A 19895-nucleotide genomic window follows, 5' to 3' on the forward strand; every position below is an offset into this window, starting at 1 on the left:
TATCCTACTGTTGCTCGCGATTGCGGTACTGCATGATAGCGGCATTGATTTCCGCGCCAATGATGAAAATCGCGGCAATAATATAGAGAAAGACAATCGCCACCATGATCGATGCCAGACCGGCATAGGTGGTGACATAGCTGGCAAAGCTTTCAAGATAACGGGCAAAAGCGGTTGCTCCGGCCAGCCATGCAATCAGTGTCAGCGCAATACCGGGCAGAATATCCAGCAATGATCTTTGTCCGGCCGGTAGCCAGATATGCACGACAAATAGTCCGAAAACTAACACTGAAAGCGCAATCGCATAGCGCCAGAAACCGAATGAAATGGACATGGTTTCCAGTGCGGGAACCCATTGTTCTGCAAGGCGGATGGCCAGCGGCGCAAGCACCAGCAGGAAGCTGATGGCCATGATGCTGAGCGTGGCAATAATCACAAAGCCAAGGCTTTGCGCACGGCAAAACAGAATAGAACGGGTATCTGTCACGCGATAGGCGCGGTTGAGCGCCACACGTAAAGCTTCCACGCCGTTGGAGGCAAAATAGGCTGCGGCAATCACACTGAGAGTCAGGAGGTCGCCGCGCGGAATCGTCAGAACATTTTGCACTTCACGGGCAATCGGTGCGGCAATTGCAGGTGGCCAGGTATCAAAAATCACATGCACCGCTGTCTCGGCAAAAGCATCTGCGCCAAGAAAACTGGCAAGCGCTGTTGCAAAAATCAGAAACGGAAACAGCGCCATCAGGCCGGAGAGGGCGATATGAGATGCAAATGCCCAGCCATCATCGGATATAAAATGGCCGATTGCATCGGTAAGGGTCTGTCTGAGGAAACGGATTATTTTTCGCATAGACAGAAAATTCCTTTATTTCGGCTCATTCGTTTTCGTCTGTGGCAGAGCTGATTACAAGTTTGTGTGGTATAACCGACCACAAGTCAAAAATTCAACGTGTATAAAAACTCTGCGGACAGGAATTGCAATGATATCAGCCCGCAAACCAACGGATAAAGATCAGCATATGGCCAAAAATGTGCAAATTCCATCTGCGCAGCAAAGAACCATTTTAATCACCGGTTGTTCCAGCGGTATTGGTGCCTATTGTGCGCAGGCTCTCAAAGAGCGCGGCTGGCGGGTTTTTGCCACTGCCCGTAAAGACCAGGATCTGGCCTATTTGCGGGAACAGGGTTTTGAAGCTTTTTATCTGGATTATTGCGAGCCGGAGTCGATTGCCGCTGTGGCTGAGAGCGTGCTGAATCTGTGCAATCATCAGCTTGATGCGCTGTTTAACAATGGTGCTTATGCACAGCCGGGTGCGGTGGAAGACTTACCGATGGAGGCACTGCGTTTGCAGTTCGAGGCCAATTTCTTTGGTTGGCAGGATCTGACCCAGCGGCTGATCCCTGCAATGCGGGCGCGTAAACAGGGGCGTCTGGTACATTGTTCGTCTATTCTCGGTCTGGTGCCGATGAAATGGCGCGGAGCTTATGTCTCCTCCAAATTTGCATTGGAAGGGCTGATGCTGGTGCAGCGTATGGAACTCGAAGGTTCAGGCATCTCTGTTTCCATGATCGAGCCGGGGCCGATTACCAGTAAATTTGCAGCCAATGCCGCGGCCTATGCGCAAAGATATATCGACATGGACAACTCCGTTCATGCAGAAGATTACCGGCGGCAATTCGCCAAGTTACAAAGTGGCGGTACGAAATCCTCGGTGAAACTGGGGCCGGATGCTGTTTATGAGGTTCTTTTGCATGCGCTGGAAAGTGATCGTCCGCGCCCGCATTATCCGGTTACCCGTCCGGCAAAGCTCGGCATACTTGCCAAACGTCTGCTGCCTGCACGCTGGCTTTATAAAATGCTGGCCGATCAGTCGTAAAAGAACGCAAGTACACTGCATTATCCTTATGCAAAACCGCTTCGCACTTTTGCGGGAAATGCTGGTTTGTTTAGTCGCATTATCCTAACGCAAAACCGCTGCACACTTTTGCGGGAAATGCTGGTTTGTTTAGCCGCATTGTCCATACGCAAAACCGCTGCGCACTTTTGCGGGAAATGCTCTATCTGCCGCAAAAAGCTTCTGTTACACATTGAGCGGGAAAGACGGAGGATTGCTGAAAAGCAATCGGGAGGAAAGAATGGACAGCGGTTTTAAATTTGCAGCGATCATTGCCATGATTGCCGTGGCGATTGTTCTGTTGCTGGGTTTGCGCAATATGATGCGTAACGGCGATGGTAATACATCCAACAAGCTGATGCGTCTGCGTATTATGTTTCAGTTCATTGCCGTGGTGCTGATGGTTGGTGCATTATATTTTGCCCGCCGCTAATTGCACTTGTATGAGCAGTAACCGGTGAGGCATTTTTGGTTAAGCTGAATAAAATTTACACGCGTACCGGTGATGACGGTACAACAGGTCTGGCCTGCGGCCCGAGACGCAGAAAAGATGATCTGCGCATCGTGACCTGTGGTGATATTGATGAGCTGAATGCATCGATCGGTATGGCACGGCTTTATACCGCGCTGATCCTGCCGGATGTTGATGCTATGCTGACAAGGGCGCAAAATGATCTTTTTGACCTCGGTGCTGACATTGCCACCCCCGCTGCTGTTTCAGATCCTGCCTCCGGCACTGCTGCAGATCTCGGCTATGAGCCTTTGAGGATTGTGGACAAGCAGGTTGACCGGCTGGAACAGGAAATTGATGTGCTGAATGCACAGCTGGAACCGCTCCGCTCCTTTATTTTGCCCGGCGGCTCACCGGCCGCCGCACATCTGCACATGGCCAGAACGATTGCACGACGTGCAGAGCGTGCCATGGTAGCACTGGCGGCGCAGACTGATGAGCAGGTTTCAGGCGCTGCCCTGCGTTATATCAATCGTTTGTCTGATCTGCTTTTTGTGGCTGCCCGTATTGCGAATAATCAGGGGCGGGATGATATTTTATGGATACCGGCGCTGACACGCTAAGAGCATGTCGCGGAAAAGTGGGCACCGGTTTTCCGATAACGACATGCGTAAAAACAAAGGATAGAGCGAGCGCAGTGGGTGGAATTAAATGCGACATGCTCTAAGAGCGCATTCTGGAAAGTGAATGTACCTTCGCGGGGAAATCAGTCCACCGGATTGATTTCTTATCCCGCTACGATCAGATCAAAATGCGCGTTAATCTTTGTATATTTGCGACATCATCCGTCATGTTTCGAAGATAGTTATGATGATATTTCATAGCCCTTCTGCCGGTTATGATTGACCTCTCTATGGTTCAGAATTACGGTCTTATGAAATTTCTGAAATCTCCGTCAAAAATTGACGGTGCATCAGGCGTGTTTACGATAGAGTTTTGGTATGTCGGCTTCAGGCAAGTTGTTTATGAGGCCATGCTTTAAAACTGTATCTGACTGAGAGGCAGGCGGACACAGGCAAGAAAAGGGCTTATGTCCGGTCGAAGAGAGCAGCAAATGCTGCTCAAGTGGAGAGGATCTTAACCGAATGAAAGTTCTGGTCGCAGTTAAGCGGGTTGTTGATTACAACGTCAAAATCCGGGTGAAAAGTGACGGTTCAGGCGTTGAGCTGACCAATGTCAAAATGTCGATGAACCCGTTTGATGAAATCGCGGTTGAAGAAGCGCTGAAACTTAAAGAAGCCGGTAAAGTTTCTGAAGTTGTGGTTGTGTCTATCGGACCTGCACAGGCGCAGGAAACCTTGCGTACCGCTCTGGCGATGGGCGCAGACCGCGCTATCCTCGTGAAAACCGATGATGCTGTCGAGCCGCTTGCCGTTGCAAAGATTCTGAAAGGCGTTGTTGCCGCAGAAGAGCCGAAGCTGGTTATTCTCGGCAAACAGGCGATTGATGATGATGCGAACCAGACCGGTCAGATGCTTTCTGCATTGCTTGGCTGGGCACAGGCAACTTTTGCTTCGGAAGTCCAGCTCTCAGACGCTTCTGCCAATGTGACCCGCGAAGTTGACGGTGGTTTGCAGACGATTGAAGTCAAGTTGCCTGCGATCGTCACGACCGACCTGCGTCTGAACCAGCCGCGCTATGCTTCTCTGCCGAATATTATGAAGGCGAAGAAGAAGCCGCTGGATGAGAAGGCACCGGCTGATTACGGTGTTGATACTGCGCCGCGTCTGAAAATCCTCAAAACCGAAGAGCCTTCCGGCCGTAAAGCCGGTGTGAAAGTGGCTTCCGTTGCTGAGCTTGTTGACAAGCTCAAAAACGAAGCAGGCGTATTGTAAGCGGTCAGGACAGGAAAACGATTATGGCTATTCTTCTTTTTGCAGAACACGATAATGCAAGCCTCTCTGACCAGACTGCAAAGGCTCTGACTGCTGCGCTCGCTATCGGCGGTGATGTGGATGTTCTGGTTGCGGGTAAAGGCGCCAAAGCTGCTGCTGATGCTGCGGCCAAGCTGAAAGGCGTACGCAAAGTCCTGCTCGCTGAAAGCGATGCACTGGAAAACCGTCTGGCAGAACCAACCGCAGCATTGCTGGTTGCTCTTGCCGGTTCCTATGACACTGTAATTGCTCCGGCGACCACTTCGGGTAAAAACGTACTGCCACGCGTTGCAGCACTTCTCGATGTGGCACAGGTTTCGGAAATTACCGAAGTTGTGTCTCCGACAGTCTTCAAGCGCCCGATCTATGCGGGTAATGCGATTCAGACTGTTGAAACCACAGATGCCAAGAAGGTTATCACTGTGCGTACCGCTTCTTTTGCGGCTGCCGGTGAGGGCGGTTCAGCTGCGGTTGAGAGTGTGGATGCAGGCAATGATCCGGCTGTGTCGAAATTTGTTGAGGCAAAAATCTCCGGCGGTGACCGCCCTGAGCTGACTTCAGCGAAAATCATCATCTCCGGTGGCCGTGCACTTGGTTCTGCTGAGAAATTCAACGAAGTGATCACACCGGTTGCAGACAAGCTCGGTGCTGCTATCGGCGCGAGCCGTGCAGCGGTTGATGCCGGTTATGCACCAAATGATTGGCAGGTTGGTCAGACCGGTAAAGTGGTTGCGCCACAACTGTATATCGCTTGCGGTATCTCCGGTGCGATCCAGCATCTGGCCGGTATGAAGGATTCCAAAGTGATCGTTGCGATCAACAAGGATGAAGAAGCACCGATTTTCCAGGTTGCTGATTACGGTCTGGTTGGTGACTTGTTCACTATTTTGCCGGAGCTTGAAAAAGCACTTTAATCAGGATCATGACAATCAGGCATGATTGTCTCTGATATTATAACGCGTCCGGATATTTAATCCGGGCGCGTTTTGCTTTAATCAGGGATAGACTTATCTGCATGAGACTGCTCATGTAGGCGGAGAAAAATTGGCGTTATTGCTGTAAATTTATTGATACGAAGGGATCGGAGCGGATCATGAGTTTTACAATCAAAACAGTGGGTATCATCGGTGCAGGGCAGATGGGTAATGGTATTGCTCATGTTTGCGCGCTGGCAGGTTACGATGTGCTCCTGCATGATGCTTCGCTTGAGCGACTGGAAAACGGTATTGCCACTATCAGCGGTAACATGGCGCGTCAGGTTGCTTCGGGCAAGCTGGCTGAGGAAGCACGTATTGCCAGTCTTGCGCTGATTAAGCCGGCCAAAACCATGGCTGATCTGGCACCTTGCGATTTGGTGATCGAAGCCGCAACAGAAAATGAAGCCATTAAGAAGCAGATTTTTGCGCAGGTCTGCCCGCATCTGCACAGCAATGCTATTCTGGCAACCAACACATCTTCGATTTCAATTACCCGTCTGGCTGCTACCACTGATCGTCCGGAGCGTTTTATCGGTATTCATTTTATGAATCCGGTGCCGGTGATGAAACTGGTTGAACTGATCCGCGGTATCGCCACAGAAGAACCGACTTTCGCCGTTGCACAGGATTTCGTGCAGAAGCTGGGCAAGACCATTACGGTTTCCGCTGACTTCCCTGCTTTTATCGTCAATCGTATTTTGCTGCCGATGATTAATGAAGCGATTTATACGCTTTATGAAGGCGTTGGCACTGTGGACGCCATTGATACAGCCATGAAGCTTGGTGCCAATCATCCGATGGGGCCGTTGCAGCTGGCCGATTTCATCGGGCTGGATACTTGTCTGTCGATTATGCAGGTACTTTATGAAGGACTGTCGGATTCGAAATATCGTCCGTGTCCGCTGCTGGTGAAATATGTTGAAGCCGGTTGGCTCGGACGTAAAACCGGTCGCGGTTTCTATGACTATCGTGGTGACGAACCGGTACCGACCCGTTAATATTTTGAGTGCATAAATTGCTGAAAACCCTGCATTTGGTCAAGAAATGCAGGGTTTTTTGTCGGGTTAATAAATAAAAGGTTATTTTTAATCGCTCATTAAGTATGTGAATTCACTTCGTGTTCACCTTTCTTCGCTAATATTTACCTTAAATTCACTGTTGTGATTTGTGCTTCAGCAAAAATAATAATGTTAAATTAATCAGGGTGTAGTGTGATGGGTCTGATCGTTCAGTTTCGTCAAGTTTTTAAAATTATTCGCGAGTTTCTGGCACCAAGCTATCGTCCGGAGCGCCATTATATGCGTGGCCCGGGTCCGGCCTGTGCTGCCCGTCATTCGCACTAAAGCGATCTCTGTGCGCCGGTTGGGCGCATAGCGCATTGACTTTACTGTTTTCCGGATAGCTCCCAGATCCGGTCAACTGAAAATGAATAAAGCCGGCTCATGAGCCGGCTTTTGTATTTCAGAACTGTTTGCCAATCAGGCGATCCAGCGACAGGCGTCCGCTGCCGGCTACGCTCAGATACATGAAGACACCAAACCAGACGGTAGAAAGCTGGAAACCGCTGCCGCGCGGGATCATCACCATCACCAGAATAACAATCATCTGTATGAAGAGCATGAAAGCGAGGGGGCGGGTGAACAGGCCGATTGCTATGGCTATGCCCCCTATAAATTCAAGAATACTGGTGAAATAGGCCAAAGGGATTGCCGGTTCCAGCCCCAGTTGCTGAAACAATTCGATATCGCGTGGCATGTCGCCGTTGAACAGCTTCTCCCAACCGAAGAAAGCCATGATACCGCCGCTGGCCGCACGCATCACTGCATAGGCAATATCATGAAAACGGGCATAAACAGGCGCCAGAAATGGCAGCATTAAAGATGGTTCAGAAAGTTTGTCTGTCATAGATCAGTTGCTCTGCGCTTGGATTGTTTGCGTTTCACGTGAAATCTTTTTTGTATTTTCCTGAAGTAAACGAACTGAAACATAGGTTAAGTGTATTAAACCGTACGGTTCGATTCTTGTATCCATTTAACAGAACCGGATATTTTTCTGATATGAATTTTGCGTGATGAAAGAGACTGCACCTGAGAGATCAGTACCTGATCTGCTGTGTCGGGCATGAGTGACAAAGCATTCGTTTATATTCGCTTTATATTTACGGAAGCGCTTCTGCACTGGAAACCAAAGAAAGGCATAAAAAAACCGGCACGATTGCGCCGGTTTTATAGCTGATGGTGTTAAGCAGGCAGATCAGGCATCAAGCCCGTCGAACAGAGCGGTTGAGAGATAGCGCTCGGCAAAGGACGGAATAATCACGACAATGTTTTTGCCTTTATTTTCCGGACGTTTGCCGACTTCCACAGCAGCTTTCAGTGCCGCACCGGAAGAGATACCGACCGGAATACCTTCAACTTTGGCGATCTGGCGTGCAAACGCGAATGCATCTTCATTGGCGACCTGAATGATCTCATCATAAACGCCGGTATCCAATGTTTTTGGCGCAAAGCCTGCGCCGATGCCCTGAATTTTATGAGGTCCCGGATTGCCACCGGAAAGCACAGGCGAATCCTTTGGTTCAACCGCGACGACCTTGAATGACGGCTTGCGGGCTTTCAGCACCTGACCAACACCGGTGATCGTGCCGCCGGTGCCGATACCGGAAACCAGAATATCCGCTTCACCATTGGTGTCATTCCAGATTTCTTCCGCTGTTGTTTTGCGATGAATTTCCGGATTCGCGGCATTTTCAAACTGCTGCGGAATAATTGCGTTCGGATTGCCTGCAGCCAGTTCTTCCGCTTTGGCAATCGCACCTTTCATGCCTTTTGCGCCTTCGGTCAGCACCAGTTCCGCACCCAGCAATTTGAGCAATTTACGGCGCTCAATCGACATGGTTTCAGGCATGGTGAGAATCAGGCTGTAGCCTTTGGCGGCGGCGGCAAAAGCCAGTGCGATACCGGTATTACCGGATGTCGGCTCGATAAATACGGTTTTACCCGGAACAGCTTTGCCTTCGGCTTCAAGGCTTTCAATCATAGCCAGACCAATACGGTCTTTGACACTGGCCAGCGGGTTAAAGAATTCGAGTTTAACGAGAAGATTGGCGACCACGCCGTTTTCGCGGGCAAATTTATCCGCACGGACAAGCGGTGTGTTGCCGATTGTATCAATAATAGAAGAATAAATACGGCCGCGGCCTGGTTTGTTAGAATCGCTCATACCAAATCTCCTGATCTTTTCGCAAAGCATAGAGCCTGACCGTTCAGGATTATAGAAGCAGGCTTCCAGAATGCAGGGGTAACTTAGAATATTATTCTATCAATGTGAAATATTAGAATTATTTTATAGCATGAGGGCGGGGCGGGAGCCGCAGTTCAGCAAATTCATATAGTTTTCAGGCTGTTCTCGATGCGGGAAATCACAATCATTTTGATCCTGATCAATGTAATTTGGCCTGTTCATTCCTAGATTTATATTATGATGTGTCTCACAGGAGTCTATTCTGAATATTGCGTGTTTGTGGCAATGCCGATTGAAAAACCGGAACAGAAACACACATATAATAGACAGGGTGCATTCCGGCGGATGCTGTAAAAGGGAAAGACGAGAACATGTATAAACATATTTTAGTGGCGACTGATGGTTCGGAGCTTGCCAATAAAGGGCTGGAACAGGCAATTGGTCTGGCCAAAGAACTTTCCGCTAAAATTACAGTGCTGACTGTAACGGATCTGTTTCCGAGCTACGGCATTGTTGTGGCGCCGGGCTTAAGCACTTCACCTGAAATTTTTGAAGAATACCGCACCTCCATGGCAGAGCAGGCCAAAGCCATTGTGCAGCAGGCGATCGCCAAAGCGCGCGATGCCGGTGTGACTGTTGAAGGTCTGCATATTGAAAATCAGTCACCGGCTGTGGGTATTGTTGAAGCTGCAGAAACCCATCAGGCTGAACTGATTGTGGTTGCATCGCATGGCCGCCGTGGCATGAACAAGCTTTTGCTGGGTAGTCAGGCAGCAGAAGTTCTGTCACTGAGCAAAATACCGGTTCTGGTTGTTAAATAACCGGCCTTGAGTTCTTCAGGGAATAAAAAAACGGCGCTTTAAGCGCCGTTTTCTTTTTAAGCAAGATTACATGCCTTTGGACTTCGAGAAACGCTTGCGTTCATTCGGATCCAGATAGAGTTTACGCAGACGGATCGATTTTGGTGTTACTTCCATCAGTTCGTCATCCTGAATCCAGGACAGAGCGCGTTCCAGAGTCATGCGGATCGGCGGGGTCAGCTTAACAGCTTCATCCTTACCGGATGCACGCATGTTGGTCAGCTTCTTGCCTTTCAGCACGTTAACTTCCAGATCGTTGTCGCGGGTATGAATACCAACGATCATGCCCTGATAAACTTTGGTACCGGCATCGATAATCATCGGGCCGCGGTCTTCAAGGTTGAACATTGCATAGGCAACCGATTCGCCCTGATCATTGGAGATCAGCACGCCGTTGTTACGTCCGCCGATTTCGCCTTTGTGCTGCTGATATTCGTGGAACAGACGGTTCATGATCGCTGTACCGCGTGTGTCAGTCATCAGTTCAGACTGGTAACCGATCAGACCGCGGGTCGGCGCAAAGAATACCAGACGAACGCGGTTGCCGCCGGATGGACGCAGCTCAACCATTTCCGCTTTACGTTCAGACATTTTCTGAACAACAGTACCGGAATATTCTTCGTCAACGTCGATAACGACTTCTTCTACCGGTTCCAGCAGATTGCCGTCTTCGTCTTTGTGCATCACAACGCGCGGACGGGAAATGCTCAGTTCGAAGCCTTCACGACGCATGTTTTCGATGAGAACAGCAAGCTGCAATTCACCGCGGCCGGAAACATAGAACGAATCTTTGTCTTCGGATTCTTCAATGCGCAGAGCAACCGAACCTTCAGCTTCTTTCAGCAGACGGTCGCGGATAACACGGCTGGTAACTTTGTCACCTTCGGTGCCGGCCAGCGGGCTGTCATTCACGATGAAGGACATGGTTACGGTCGGCGGATCAATCGGCTGAGCCTTCATGGCTTCGTTGATTGAAGGATCACAGAATGTGTCAGCCACGGTGCCTTTGGAAAGACCGGCAATAGCAACGATATCGCCTGCTACACCTTCTTCAATGGCAGTACGTTCCAGGCCACGGAAAGCAAGAATCTTGGAAATACGACCGTTTTCCAGCAGCTTACCGTCCTGACCGAGAACTTTAACCGACTGGTTCGGCTTCAAAGTACCGGAATGGATACGACCGGTAATGATGCGGCCGAGGAACGGATCAGATTCCAGAATGGTACCGATCATCGAGAACGGGCCTTCAGCAACCTTTGGTGCCGGAACGTGCTTGACGATCAGATCGTAAAGCGGTGCCAGACCCTGATCGCTTGGACCTTCCGGGTTTTCTGCCATCCAGCCGTTACGGCCTGAACCGTAAAGGATCGGGAAGTCGAGCTGTTCGTCAGTCGCATCGAGCGCTGCGAACATGTCGAAAACTTCGTTGATGACTTCTTCATGACGGCCATCCGGACGGTCGATCTTGTTGATCGCAACGATAGGACGCAGGCCGAGCTTCAGGGCTTTACCGACTACGAATTTGGTCTGAGGCATCGGGCCTTCAGCGGAGTCAACGAGAACAACAACACCGTCAACCATCGAAAGGATACGCTCAACCTCACCGCCGAAGTCGGCGTGGCCCGGAGTATCAACGATATTGATGCGTGTATCTTTCCAGACAGCGGAAGTTGCCTTGGCAAGAATGGTGATGCCGCGCTCGCGCTCGATATCGCCGGAGTCCATCATGCGTTCGGTAACGCGTTGATTGTCGCGGAATACACCGGACTGTTTCAGAAGTTCGTCAACCAGGGTCGTTTTGCCGTGGTCAACGTGTGCGATGATCGCGATGTTGCGCAATTGCATTGAGTTATCACTCTGAATAGGGGGTTGGGACGCTTAAGGATATCCCTCGTGAACGCCGCAGATAATGGGGCGCTCTTACAGGTTTTTCGCCAATTTTAAAAGGGGGCGGGCTGATTTTAGCATATTGCATATCTCATTGCTGCTGTGCACTGACTGCATAAAAAGCCTGACGGACATTTTCAGCATAAGAAAAAGGCCGGAAAATTCCGGCCTGTTCCGAGGTTAAAGCAGTGTTCCGGTGAGGAAAATAACAGCAACACTGAAATAGATGACCAAGCCCATCACATCGACAAGTGTGGCCACAAAAGGTGCAGAGGCGCTGGCCGGATCAAGACCGAGACGCTGCAGAACAAACGGCAGCATCGAGCCGGAGAGAGAGCCGAACAGCACAATACCGATCAGGGCCACGGCAATTGTGATGCCGATCAGCACCCAATGCTCACCGTAATCATAGAGGCCGGTTTTCTGCCAGATTGCGATACGGACAAAGCCGATCAGGCCCAGCATGGAGCCCAGCGCCAGACCTGTTGGTATTTCGCGCAGTGCGACACGCCACCAGTCACCGAGTTTGAGATCCTGCAATGCTAAGGCGCGGATCAGCAGGGATGTGGCCTGCGAGCCGGAATTACCACCTGAGCTCATAATCAGCGGAATGAACAGTGCCAGAACGATGGCTTTTTCCAGTTCCACTTCAAAATGCTGCATGGCACTGGCCGTCAGCATTTCACTTAAGAACAGAATACAAAGCCAGCCGCCGCGTTTACGCAGCATTTCAAAGAAGCTAATCTGCATATAAGGCTTGGTGAAAGCCTCCATACCACCAAATTTATAGGCATCTTCCGAAGTTTCTTCGGTCATGGCGTCCAGCACATCGTCCACGGTGACAATGCCGATCAGGTGGTGCTGTTCGTCCACAACAGGAATTGCCAGAAGATCGTGCTTGCGGAACAGACGTGCAACTTCTTCCTGATCCATCATTGGTGGAATTGTCAGCGGTTCCTGATCACGGCCGACTTCTGCAATACCGGCTTGCGGATTGGCGGTGATGAGACGGCGCAGTGATACCACATGCTGTAAAATGCGGGTTTCCGGATTTTCAACATAGATGGCATAGACCGTTTCACGGGAGCGCTCGACCTGCCGGATATGAGCTAAAGTCTGTTCGACTGTCCATGTGGATGGCACAGCGATAAATTCCGTTGTCATTAGACCACCGGCGGTATCGGCCGGATAGCCCATCAGTTTTTTCAGTGCGGTTTTGGTTTCCGGTGAAAGAACTGAAAACAGACGGTTGCGGGACGGCCAGTCCAGATCATGGAAAATGTCTGTTGCACGGTCTGCAGACATGCCGTTCAGAATCTCTGCAGCACGTCCGTTATCCAGACTGTCAATGATTTGGTCTGCATAATGCAGTTCCGGCTGATCCAGAAAAAGAACAGCCTGTTCGGTTGAAATGCTGCGGAATAAAGTGACCTGATCGTCGAGATCAAGCTCGTTAATCAGTTCAACAGCATCACCTGTACGCAATTGGCCGATCTGCTCAAGCAGGGCGGAGATTGCAAGATTCGTTGTATCGAGAGCAGCACGGAAGGTGCTGTTATTGTTGTTCATTGGTTTGCCTCTCTGTCGATCCGCCGTCATGGCAGATTGTGACAAACCAATCGCTCCTGCGATCAGGTCAGATCTGCCATTGACGGCATAAACAATCGACTGTGACTGTCGCTGGGCATAAGAGTAAAACTCCGGTTAAAATCAGACCTGATGGTCTGGGCGTGTTTTGTGCTCTCGGGCCGCGCTTGTCAACCCTGCTGTTTTCGCCTGACAATTCTATGAGAGTCTGACTTTACCGGTCTGCAGATTTTTCAGGGGTAATCGGATGCTCCAAGGTAGGGGCCAGAGGCAGTTTGAACCTGTTCCACATTATATAGCTGATTAATGACAGTAATCCCATCAGCGGCAATAATGTTGCCATGGCGATAACCGGATCGCCCATAGAGGCTGAAATGATGCCGCCGACCAGACCACCGCCCATCTGGAAGAAGCCCATCAAAGCGGAAGCCGAACCGGCAATTTTCGGAAAAGGTGCCATGGCTGCCGTTGTCATCTGCGGTGTGAGAAAAGCAATGCCCATCACGTAAAGCCCCATCGGCAGCATGACCAGCAGATAGCCCGGTTCATAAATGCGCAGCAACACAGCGAGCAGGATACTGGCGGAGCCGGTGCAGAGCAACCCGATGCAGGACATCTGGAAAACGGTCACGCGCTGCATCAGGATGCGGTAAATAATGCCGCCTGAAATATAGAAAGCAGTTTGTAACAACATCCCCATGCCGAAAGTGCTTGGTGACAGTCCCACACGCGTCATAAGAATAAAGGGCATGATGGTGGCTGATGTATAGAGCGCACCGGTAGCGCCGGTAAGCACCAGACTGGCAAACAGGAAGTGCGGGGTTTTCAGCAGGCTGAAATAGGATTGCACAAGTGCCCGTGGCCGGACACGGGAAGGATCGGGTTTGCCGGTTTCCTGCACAAAAAGCAACATCATGAGAATGACGGCTGCCCCTTGCAGGATCATTACCAGAAAGATCGCATGCCAGCCGAGAAATTCCAGGGTCAGCCCGCCAAGTGTCGGGCCGATGGCAGGGCCGACGGACAGCACGATGCCGATCAGGTTCATCACCCGCGCCGAGCGGTCACTGGTGAACAGATCACGGACAATCGCGCGGGACATGGTAACGCCGACTGCTGCACCGACCCCTTGCAGCAGGCGTGCCAGCACCATGATCTCAATCGTCGGAGCAAACAATGCCAGCACACTGGCTGCCAGATAGACAGACATGAAAAGAATAGTGATGGGTTTGCGGCCATAGCCGTCTGATAAGGGACCGCAGATCAGCTGGGCAAAACAAAAGCCGCCGAAATAGGCGGTCAGGGTCAGTTTAACAGCAGCCTCAGTGGTGCCGAAATCCGAGACAATTTCCGGCATCGCCGGTGTATAGAGCGACATTGCCAGCGGGCCGATGGCGGCAAGAAAGCCGCCGATAATGCCAACGCGGCGCTCGGACATAATGACAAGCGGGGATGTTTTTTCGCGGGGGGATGAATCGGACATAGCGGCATGCTTTATGGTTGGGAGCTAAATTGCGGATAACCGGATCAGCTTTTCCGGTTTTCCTGATTGATTTGTCTTAAATGTGCGCGGACGGTCAGCAGATTATTCAAAAATCTCTGCCACTCTTCCGGCGGCAGCGCCTGTGAAGCATCGGCGATGGTTTCTTTCGCAATACGTTTCAGCTCATCCAGAACCGGCACGGCTGTATCATTGAGAAAAATCAGCTTGGCACGACGGTCATCGGGATCAGGCTCACGGCGCAGTAAGCCACGATTTTCCAGCCTGTCGAGATAGCCGGACAGGGTCATAGCTTCAATATTCATACTCTCGGCGAGGACAGACTGGCGGGCTGGCTGATAACGCGCAACATGAACCAGTGTCCGTGACTCGAAAGCCGTGAGTTCAAGACCTGCGGCAACGATCTTACGCTCCCGCTCAAGGCTGAAAAGCCGGCTGATATCATAGACAACGAAACCGAAACTATCGGGATCGTAGGATTTTCCTGCAAACATTGTAAGGCATCCTTATAATAAGGTTTCCTTACTATTTATTTTCAAACCGGTCAATTATCCGTATAAATCACTTGTGGCGGATAAGCGGGCTGCTTAAATGTTTGAAATGCAATTCTGCAAACCGGAGACCGTGAGTTATGCCGCAGGACAATCAGATGACGCCCGCCTATTCAGCACTCAGCCAGTGGAGCGGCCCGCTTGGTCTGCCGGATTTCAGTAAATTCAGTGATGCGGATTTCAACGCGGCTTTTGATATCGCTTTGGAAAAAGACTGGGCGGATGTGGAAGCCGTTCTGCAGAACCCTGATGCGCCGACAATTGAGAATACGCTGAAAGCTTTGCAGCTTTCCGGCCGTGATCTTTCCCATATTGCCGCGATTTTCTGGATGCGCGCCGGTGCCCATACCAATGAGGATATTCAGGCGCTGGAGCGTGAAGTTGCGCCGAGAATGTCCCGCCATCACTCGCGCATCATGATGAATGAAGCGCTGTTTGCCCGCCTTGATGCGCTTTATCAGAGCCGTACCAAGCTTGGACTGGATACGGAAACGCTGCGTGTGCTGGAAAAGAGCTGGAAAGGCTTTGTGCGTAACGGCGCTAAACTGAATGCACAGGACAAAGCACGACTGGCCGATATTAATGAAAAGCTCGCCGGTCTCGGTGCCGGTTTCGGCCAGAACGTGCTGAAAGACGAAGCATCATGGGCTTTGTTTATTACTGATGAGGCAGAGCTTGCCGGTTTGCCGGAGCAGTTGCGGGCTGCGATGAAAGCGGCGGCTGAAGAGCGCGGCCGTGAAGATGCATGGGCGGTTACGCTTTCCCGCGCGATTGTTGAGCCGTTCCTAACCTTCTCCTCTGTTCGTCATTTGCGTGAAAAAGCCTATGAAGCATGGGCAAAGCGCGGTGAAAATGGCGGTGCGACTGACAATCGCACATTGGTGACAGAGATTGTTGCCTTACGTGATGAAAAGGCAAAGCTGCTCGGCTATGCAAATTTCGCTGCGTTCAAGCTTGATGACACAATGGCCAAAACACCCGATGCGGTGATGGATTTGCTGATGCCGGTTTGGGATAAAGCCAAACAACGCGCATCGGAAGAGCAGGCTGATCTTGAAAAGCTGATTACCGGTGAGGGGCTTAATCATCCGGTAGCCGGTTGGGACTGGCGTTATTATGCAGAAAAACTGCGTGCCGAGCGCTTCGCTTTTGATGAAGGCGATCTCAAGCCGTATCTGCAGCTCAATAAAATTATTGAAGCAGCTTTTGATGTGGCAACACGTCTGTTCGGCCTGACATTCAAAGAACATCAGGGTATTCAGACATGGCATCCGGATGTGCGTGTGTGGGAAGTGTTCAACGCGGATGGTTCACGACGCGGCTTGTTCTTGGGTGATTATTTTGCCCGTCAGAGCAAACGCTCCGGCGCATGGATGAGCGCTTTGCAGTCGTCTCATCGTCTGGATGGTGGTCAGCCACCGATCATTTATAATGTAATGAACTTCGCCAAACCGCCGAAAGGTGAGGTGGCTCTGTTGTCGCTCGATGATGCACATACACTGTTCCACGAATTCGGCCATGCCCTGCACGGATTGCTGAGTGATGTAACATGGCCTGCGATTTCCGGCACTGCAGTGTCGCGCGATTTTGTCGAATTGCCATCCCAGCTCTATGAACATTGGTTGACCGAACGTCCGGTGCTGGAGAAGTTCGCTACTCATTATAAAACCGGTGAGACAATCCCGCAGGATCTTATTGATAAAGTGTTGAAAGCCGCGACTTTCAATGCCGGTTTCAACACGGTGGAGTTCACCTCATCGGCGCTGGTCGATATGGCATTTCATACCAGTGACAAGCCTGTGACTGACCCGCTGGTTTTTGAAGCGGAAGTTCTGAAAAAACTGGATATGCCGGAAGCGATTATCATGCGCCATCGTACCCCGCACTTCCTGCATGTGTTCAGCGGTGACGGATATTCAGCCGGTTACTATTCTTATATGTGGTCGGAAGTTCTGGACGCTGATGCTTTTGCGGCTTTTGAAGAAAGCGGCGATGTGTTCAATGCCGATCTGGCAGAAAAGCTGAAGACCCATATTTATGCGGCGGGTGGTTCCAAAGATCCGGAGGAATTGTACAAAACATTCCGTGGCCGGATGCCGAGCCCGCAAGCCATGATCGAAAAACGCGGCCTTTAATAAATTAGAAAACGCCCCTGTAGGATATGCAGGGGCTTTTATTTTTAGAAGCTGCCGAGCTTGATATCCGGCGAATATTCATGCCCTTCAACGGTCTTGGTTACGGCCTGACCGCAATACATCTTCTTTTCTTCAGCATTATAGCTGTGGCTTGGTGAGCCATAGAGCATCCAGCCTTTGTTCAGGGCTTCGGTAACACGATGACAAAAGGAAGAATCATCCGGACCGGTGAGAAAACGATATAGCTGCATAGGAAACTCCTGTAGTTTGCAGAAACTCGAAAGAATCAGCGCGCACGCGCAAGAACGCGTTCTGCCTGACGAATATGTAATTGCTCGACCATAGAGCCATTCAAGGAGATGGCGCCTTTGGAAGCATTTTCCGGCAGATTAAAAGCAGCAATTACCTGATTTGCCCATGCGGTTTCTTCGGCAGTTGAGGAATAGCTGTTCAAAGCGGTTTCAATCTGGGAAGGATGGATCAGTGTTTTGCCGTCGAAACCAAGCATTGCTCCTTGTTCGCACTCGGCTTTGAAGCCTTCCTGATCCTGAAAATTATTATAAACACCGTCCAATACATCAATACCACCGGCACGGGCGGCAAGAATAATCTGCATCATCCATGGCAGTAATGCGCTGCGTTGGTTGGTGGTTTTAACGCCAGTGCTCAGAGCAATATCATTGGTGCCGACGATGAAACATTTGAGGCGTGCAGCGGATTTCTGCGCCAGTCGTGCAATTTCATCCGCATTGAGAATACCGCGCGGCGTTTCAATCATTGCCCAGATGCCGAGGGGCTCCGGTGCATCATAATCATCAAGCTTGCGGGCAGCATCTATCACCTGTTGCGGCGTTTCTGTTTTCGGCAGAACAATAGCCTCAGTTTTGAGTTCTGCTGCCAGTTTCAGATCATCCTCACCCCATTGCGTGGCAAGACTGTTGATACGGATAGCTTTTAGCGGGCTTCGTACTGTTTGGTGCTGCTCCTGAAAATGTTTGCGCAGATTAACACGCGCTTCATGCTTCATTTGCTCGGCAACAGAGTCTTCAAGGTCATATATAATGGCATCAGGCTGTAGTTGTGTGCTTTTGGCGAGGGCTTTCTGATGGCTGGCCGGAACATAAAGCACGGCACGGCGCGGCTGATAAAGTGTCACTCAGAATTTCTCCCTGGCAAAGATGTTCGTGTTATTTTTGATCTGAAAACCAGCCAAAAATGACAGGATATTGTTTGAATTGAATATTATAGGAAATCAATGAAAAGGTAGTTGCCTTTGGGGTTGAGGGGCGCATTATTGTCATGGTGCGGCACTTCGCTTGGATTTCAGGCCTTTGACTCTGCAAAAAGCTGGTGTAAAGCACAATGAGAAAAGCATTTTGACTTACAGGTTACGAGACCGATGGAAAAATTTACCAAGCTTACCGGCGTTGCCGCTCCGTTGCCGATCATCAATATCGATACGGATATGATTATCCCTAAGGATTATCTGAAGACAATCAAGCGTACAGGTCTTGGTAAAGGTCTATTCGCGGAAATGCGCTTTAATGAAGACGGTTCCGAAAATCCGGATTTCGTTCTGAACAAACCTGCTTATCGCAATGCGCAGATTCTGGTGGCCGGTGACAATTTCGGTTGCGGTTCATCCCGCGAACACGCGCCTTGGGCTTTGCTGGATTTCGGCATCCGCTGCGTGATCTCTACGTCTTTTGCGGATATCTTCTATAATAACTGCTTTAAGAATGGTATCCTGCCGATCAAGGTTTCTCAGGAAGATCTGGACAAGCTGATGGATGATGCTTCGCGCGGCGCCAATGCCACGCTGACAGTTGATCTTGAGGGGATGGTAATTTCCGGTCCGGATGGCGGTTCCATTGCTTTTGAACTGGATGAGTTCAAACGCCATTGTATGCTCAATGGTTTGGATGATATCGGCCTGACAATGGAGAAAGCGGATAATATCTCAGTTTTCGAGAAGAAGAATTCTGCAAGCCGTCCGTGGGCGTAAGCCTTTAAAATAAGGCTCACTTGGCATTTACAGGATAAATGCCTATATCAGTTTTGAAACCACGCTGCAGATGGCTGTCAGCGTGGTTTTTTTATGGAATCAATTTTGGACTACCTGCTGTATAATAAGCGGGGCAGAAAGACAGGGACAATGGTTCAGACTGATCTGAGCGGAGACTGGGCAACAAGACTTGCCCCGTCTGTAGATGAACTGAAATCACTGGCATTGAATGCGTATGCGCATATGCCGGATGACTTTCGTGCGCTCAGCCCGCAGATTCGTATTGAAGTGGCCGATTTTCCGGATGAACAGGTTATGGAAGATCTGGATCTGGATACGCCTTATGACATTCTCTGTCTCTTTGAGGGGCGGGGTGTAGGAGAGCGGTTTCATTTGCGTGCGCAGGAAGGTCCAGAAGTGCTGACATTATATCGTCGCGCTATTCTGGATTACTGGAGTGAGAATACGGAAACGCTTGGTGAGATCATCGGTCATATATTGCTGCATGAGATTGGCCAGAGCTTAGGTCTGTCGGAAGCGGAGATGGATCGGCTCGGCAGTCAGCATTAATATGCTCTGCTATATATAATGTGTAGTGTGGCTTGCAGAGACATAGAGAATCTCCACTCCATAGCGCCCAATCATTGGTTAATGCTTGCATAAAATCTAAAGTTTTCCCTGTGGAAAGAAAGTTTGCGATTTGTGTAATTTTTTTGAAAAGTCGTGTTGACAGTTTGGGAGAGTGGGGTCTATATAGCGACACAACGAGGGCGGCGGCGCTGCTAGCGGCAGAGAGCTTCGCCCCTGATATTGGTTGACTGAGGAATTGGTTAGCTGGTTAAAGCACTGAAAAGATTGAGAGATTGATT

At 50.3% G+C, this 19895-nt stretch carries 20 protein-coding genes; 11 read left to right on the forward strand and 9 right to left on the reverse strand.

Annotated elements, in window-relative coordinates; translation table 11 throughout:
* Positions 1-4 precede the first annotated feature (4 nt).
* Positions 5-850, reverse strand: a complete 846-nt coding sequence (locus tag F7P81_RS06480) for a YihY/virulence factor BrkB family protein (protein ID WP_022709357.1) — start codon at positions 848-850, stop codon at positions 5-7.
* Between the two features lie 169 nt (positions 851-1019).
* On the opposite strand from F7P81_RS06480, the gene F7P81_RS06485 reads away from it, so the two are divergent.
* The 7 genes from F7P81_RS06485 to F7P81_RS17215 all read left to right on the forward strand — a co-directional run bounded on the left by F7P81_RS06485 (position 1020) and on the right by F7P81_RS17215 (position 6600).
* Complete coding sequence (locus tag F7P81_RS06485; protein WP_151159005.1) at positions 1020-1877, forward strand: SDR family oxidoreductase; 858 nt, start codon at positions 1020-1022, stop codon at positions 1875-1877.
* A gap of 259 nt (positions 1878-2136) precedes the next feature.
* Positions 2137-2328, forward strand: a complete 192-nt coding sequence (locus F7P81_RS06490) for a twin transmembrane helix small protein (protein ID WP_022709359.1) — start codon at positions 2137-2139, stop codon at positions 2326-2328.
* Positions 2329-2363: 35 nt separating this feature from the next.
* On the forward strand, positions 2364-2969 hold the full coding sequence (locus F7P81_RS06495) for a cob(I)yrinic acid a,c-diamide adenosyltransferase (RefSeq protein ID WP_075653800.1): 606 nt from the start codon (positions 2364-2366) through the stop codon (positions 2967-2969).
* 522 nt (positions 2970-3491) lie between these two features.
* Positions 3492-4241, forward strand: a complete 750-nt coding sequence (locus F7P81_RS06500) for an electron transfer flavoprotein subunit beta/FixA family protein (RefSeq protein ID WP_022709362.1) — start codon at positions 3492-3494, stop codon at positions 4239-4241.
* A gap of 23 nt (positions 4242-4264) precedes the next feature.
* On the forward strand, positions 4265-5194 hold the full coding sequence (locus tag F7P81_RS06505; protein WP_075653796.1) for an electron transfer flavoprotein subunit alpha/FixB family protein: 930 nt from the start codon (positions 4265-4267) through the stop codon (positions 5192-5194).
* A 179-nt stretch (positions 5195-5373) separates the two neighbouring features.
* Entirely contained in the window at positions 5374-6255 is an 882-nt protein-coding gene (locus F7P81_RS06510; RefSeq protein ID WP_022709364.1) for a 3-hydroxybutyryl-CoA dehydrogenase, read from the forward strand.
* A gap of 216 nt (positions 6256-6471) precedes the next feature.
* Positions 6472-6600, forward strand: a complete 129-nt coding sequence (locus tag F7P81_RS17215) for a hypothetical protein (RefSeq protein WP_255618275.1) — start codon at positions 6472-6474, stop codon at positions 6598-6600.
* Positions 6601-6718: 118 nt separating this feature from the next.
* Here the strand turns inward: F7P81_RS17215 and F7P81_RS06515 are convergent, their stop codons facing one another.
* Both F7P81_RS06515 and cysK read right to left on the reverse strand, forming a co-directional pair.
* Positions 6719-7162, reverse strand: coding sequence for a DoxX family protein (locus tag F7P81_RS06515; RefSeq protein ID WP_151158906.1), 444 nt, complete (start codon positions 7160-7162; stop codon positions 6719-6721).
* 348 nt (positions 7163-7510) lie between these two features.
* On the reverse strand, positions 7511-8479 hold the full coding sequence (gene cysK, locus F7P81_RS06520; protein WP_022709764.1) for a cysteine synthase A: 969 nt from the start codon (positions 8477-8479) through the stop codon (positions 7511-7513).
* 392 nt (positions 8480-8871) lie between these two features.
* On the opposite strand from cysK, the gene F7P81_RS06525 reads away from it, so the two are divergent.
* Entirely contained in the window at positions 8872-9321 is a 450-nt protein-coding gene (locus F7P81_RS06525; RefSeq protein ID WP_022709763.1) for a universal stress protein, read from the forward strand.
* A 66-nt stretch (positions 9322-9387) separates the two neighbouring features.
* Here F7P81_RS06525 and typA read toward each other — a convergent pair whose 3' ends face one another.
* The 4 genes from typA to F7P81_RS06545 form a co-directional block, all read right to left on the reverse strand.
* Complete coding sequence (gene typA, locus F7P81_RS06530; RefSeq protein ID WP_022709449.1) at positions 9388-11205, reverse strand: translational GTPase TypA; 1818 nt, start codon at positions 11203-11205, stop codon at positions 9388-9390.
* Between the two features lie 222 nt (positions 11206-11427).
* Positions 11428-12816, reverse strand: coding sequence for a magnesium transporter (mgtE, locus tag F7P81_RS06535; RefSeq protein WP_151158907.1), 1389 nt, complete (start codon positions 12814-12816; stop codon positions 11428-11430).
* A 232-nt stretch (positions 12817-13048) separates the two neighbouring features.
* Positions 13049-14317 carry a multidrug effflux MFS transporter gene (locus F7P81_RS06540; protein WP_151158908.1) on the reverse strand — a complete coding sequence of 423 codons (1269 nt, stop codon included), beginning with the start codon at positions 14315-14317 and terminating at the stop codon, positions 13049-13051.
* 44 nt (positions 14318-14361) lie between these two features.
* Positions 14362-14829, reverse strand: a complete 468-nt coding sequence (locus F7P81_RS06545) for a MarR family winged helix-turn-helix transcriptional regulator (protein ID WP_151158909.1) — start codon at positions 14827-14829, stop codon at positions 14362-14364.
* 155 nt (positions 14830-14984) lie between these two features.
* On the opposite strand from F7P81_RS06545, the gene F7P81_RS06550 reads away from it, so the two are divergent.
* Positions 14985-17021 (forward strand): M3 family metallopeptidase, encoded by a 2037-nt coding sequence (locus F7P81_RS06550; RefSeq protein WP_246176059.1) that lies wholly within the window; start codon positions 14985-14987, stop codon positions 17019-17021.
* Positions 17022-17065: 44 nt separating this feature from the next.
* Here the strand turns inward: F7P81_RS06550 and F7P81_RS06555 are convergent, their stop codons facing one another.
* Positions 17066-17272, reverse strand: a complete 207-nt coding sequence (locus F7P81_RS06555; RefSeq protein WP_022709608.1) for a DUF1737 domain-containing protein — start codon at positions 17270-17272, stop codon at positions 17066-17068.
* 35 nt (positions 17273-17307) lie between these two features.
* Positions 17308-18177: an HpcH/HpaI aldolase/citrate lyase family protein gene (locus tag F7P81_RS06560; protein WP_151158911.1), complete on the reverse strand. Its 870-nt coding sequence runs from the start codon at positions 18175-18177 to the stop codon at positions 17308-17310.
* A 243-nt stretch (positions 18178-18420) separates the two neighbouring features.
* On the opposite strand from F7P81_RS06560, the gene leuD reads away from it, so the two are divergent.
* Complete coding sequence (leuD, locus tag F7P81_RS06565; protein ID WP_151158912.1) at positions 18421-19026, forward strand: 3-isopropylmalate dehydratase small subunit; 606 nt, start codon at positions 18421-18423, stop codon at positions 19024-19026.
* Between the two features lie 150 nt (positions 19027-19176).
* Complete coding sequence (locus F7P81_RS06570; protein ID WP_151158913.1) at positions 19177-19596, forward strand: metallopeptidase family protein; 420 nt, start codon at positions 19177-19179, stop codon at positions 19594-19596.
* Positions 19597-19895 lie beyond the last annotated feature (299 nt).

Source organism: Pseudochrobactrum saccharolyticum, from assembly GCF_008801715.1.
GTDB lineage: Bacteria > Pseudomonadota > Alphaproteobacteria > Rhizobiales > Rhizobiaceae > Pseudochrobactrum > Pseudochrobactrum saccharolyticum.

Excerpts from the sequence above, each read along its gene's own strand:
- F7P81_RS06480 (WP_022709357.1), bottom strand. The coding sequence starts at position 850 with ATGCGAAAAATAATCCGTTTCCTCAGACAGACCCTTACCGATGCAATC.
- F7P81_RS06485 (WP_151159005.1), top strand. The coding sequence starts at position 1,020 with ATGGCCAAAAATGTGCAAATTCCATCTGCGCAGCAAAGAACCATTTTA.
- F7P81_RS06490 (WP_022709359.1), top strand. The coding sequence starts at position 2,137 with ATGGACAGCGGTTTTAAATTTGCAGCGATCATTGCCATGATTGCCGTG.
- F7P81_RS06500 (WP_022709362.1), top strand. The coding sequence starts at position 3,492 with ATGAAAGTTCTGGTCGCAGTTAAGCGGGTTGTTGATTACAACGTCAAA.
- F7P81_RS06505 (WP_075653796.1), top strand. The coding sequence starts at position 4,265 with ATGGCTATTCTTCTTTTTGCAGAACACGATAATGCAAGCCTCTCTGAC.
- F7P81_RS06510 (WP_022709364.1), top strand. The coding sequence starts at position 5,374 with ATGAGTTTTACAATCAAAACAGTGGGTATCATCGGTGCAGGGCAGATG.
- F7P81_RS17215 (WP_255618275.1), top strand. The coding sequence starts at position 6,472 with ATGGGTCTGATCGTTCAGTTTCGTCAAGTTTTTAAAATTATTCGCGAG.
- F7P81_RS06515 (WP_151158906.1), bottom strand. The coding sequence starts at position 7,162 with ATGACAGACAAACTTTCTGAACCATCTTTAATGCTGCCATTTCTGGCG.
- cysK (WP_022709764.1), bottom strand. The coding sequence starts at position 8,479 with ATGAGCGATTCTAACAAACCAGGCCGCGGCCGTATTTATTCTTCTATT.
- F7P81_RS06525 (WP_022709763.1), top strand. The coding sequence starts at position 8,872 with ATGTATAAACATATTTTAGTGGCGACTGATGGTTCGGAGCTTGCCAAT.
- typA (WP_022709449.1), bottom strand. The coding sequence starts at position 11,205 with ATGCAATTGCGCAACATCGCGATCATCGCACACGTTGACCACGGCAAA.
- mgtE (WP_151158907.1), bottom strand. The coding sequence starts at position 12,816 with ATGAACAACAATAACAGCACCTTCCGTGCTGCTCTCGATACAACGAAT.
- F7P81_RS06540 (WP_151158908.1), bottom strand. The coding sequence starts at position 14,317 with ATGTCCGATTCATCCCCCCGCGAAAAAACATCCCCGCTTGTCATTATG.
- F7P81_RS06545 (WP_151158909.1), bottom strand. The coding sequence starts at position 14,829 with ATGTTTGCAGGAAAATCCTACGATCCCGATAGTTTCGGTTTCGTTGTC.
- F7P81_RS06550 (WP_246176059.1), top strand. The coding sequence starts at position 14,985 with ATGACGCCCGCCTATTCAGCACTCAGCCAGTGGAGCGGCCCGCTTGGT.
- F7P81_RS06555 (WP_022709608.1), bottom strand. The coding sequence starts at position 17,272 with ATGCAGCTATATCGTTTTCTCACCGGTCCGGATGATTCTTCCTTTTGT.
- leuD (WP_151158912.1), top strand. The coding sequence starts at position 18,421 with ATGGAAAAATTTACCAAGCTTACCGGCGTTGCCGCTCCGTTGCCGATC.
- F7P81_RS06570 (WP_151158913.1), top strand. The coding sequence starts at position 19,177 with ATGGTTCAGACTGATCTGAGCGGAGACTGGGCAACAAGACTTGCCCCG.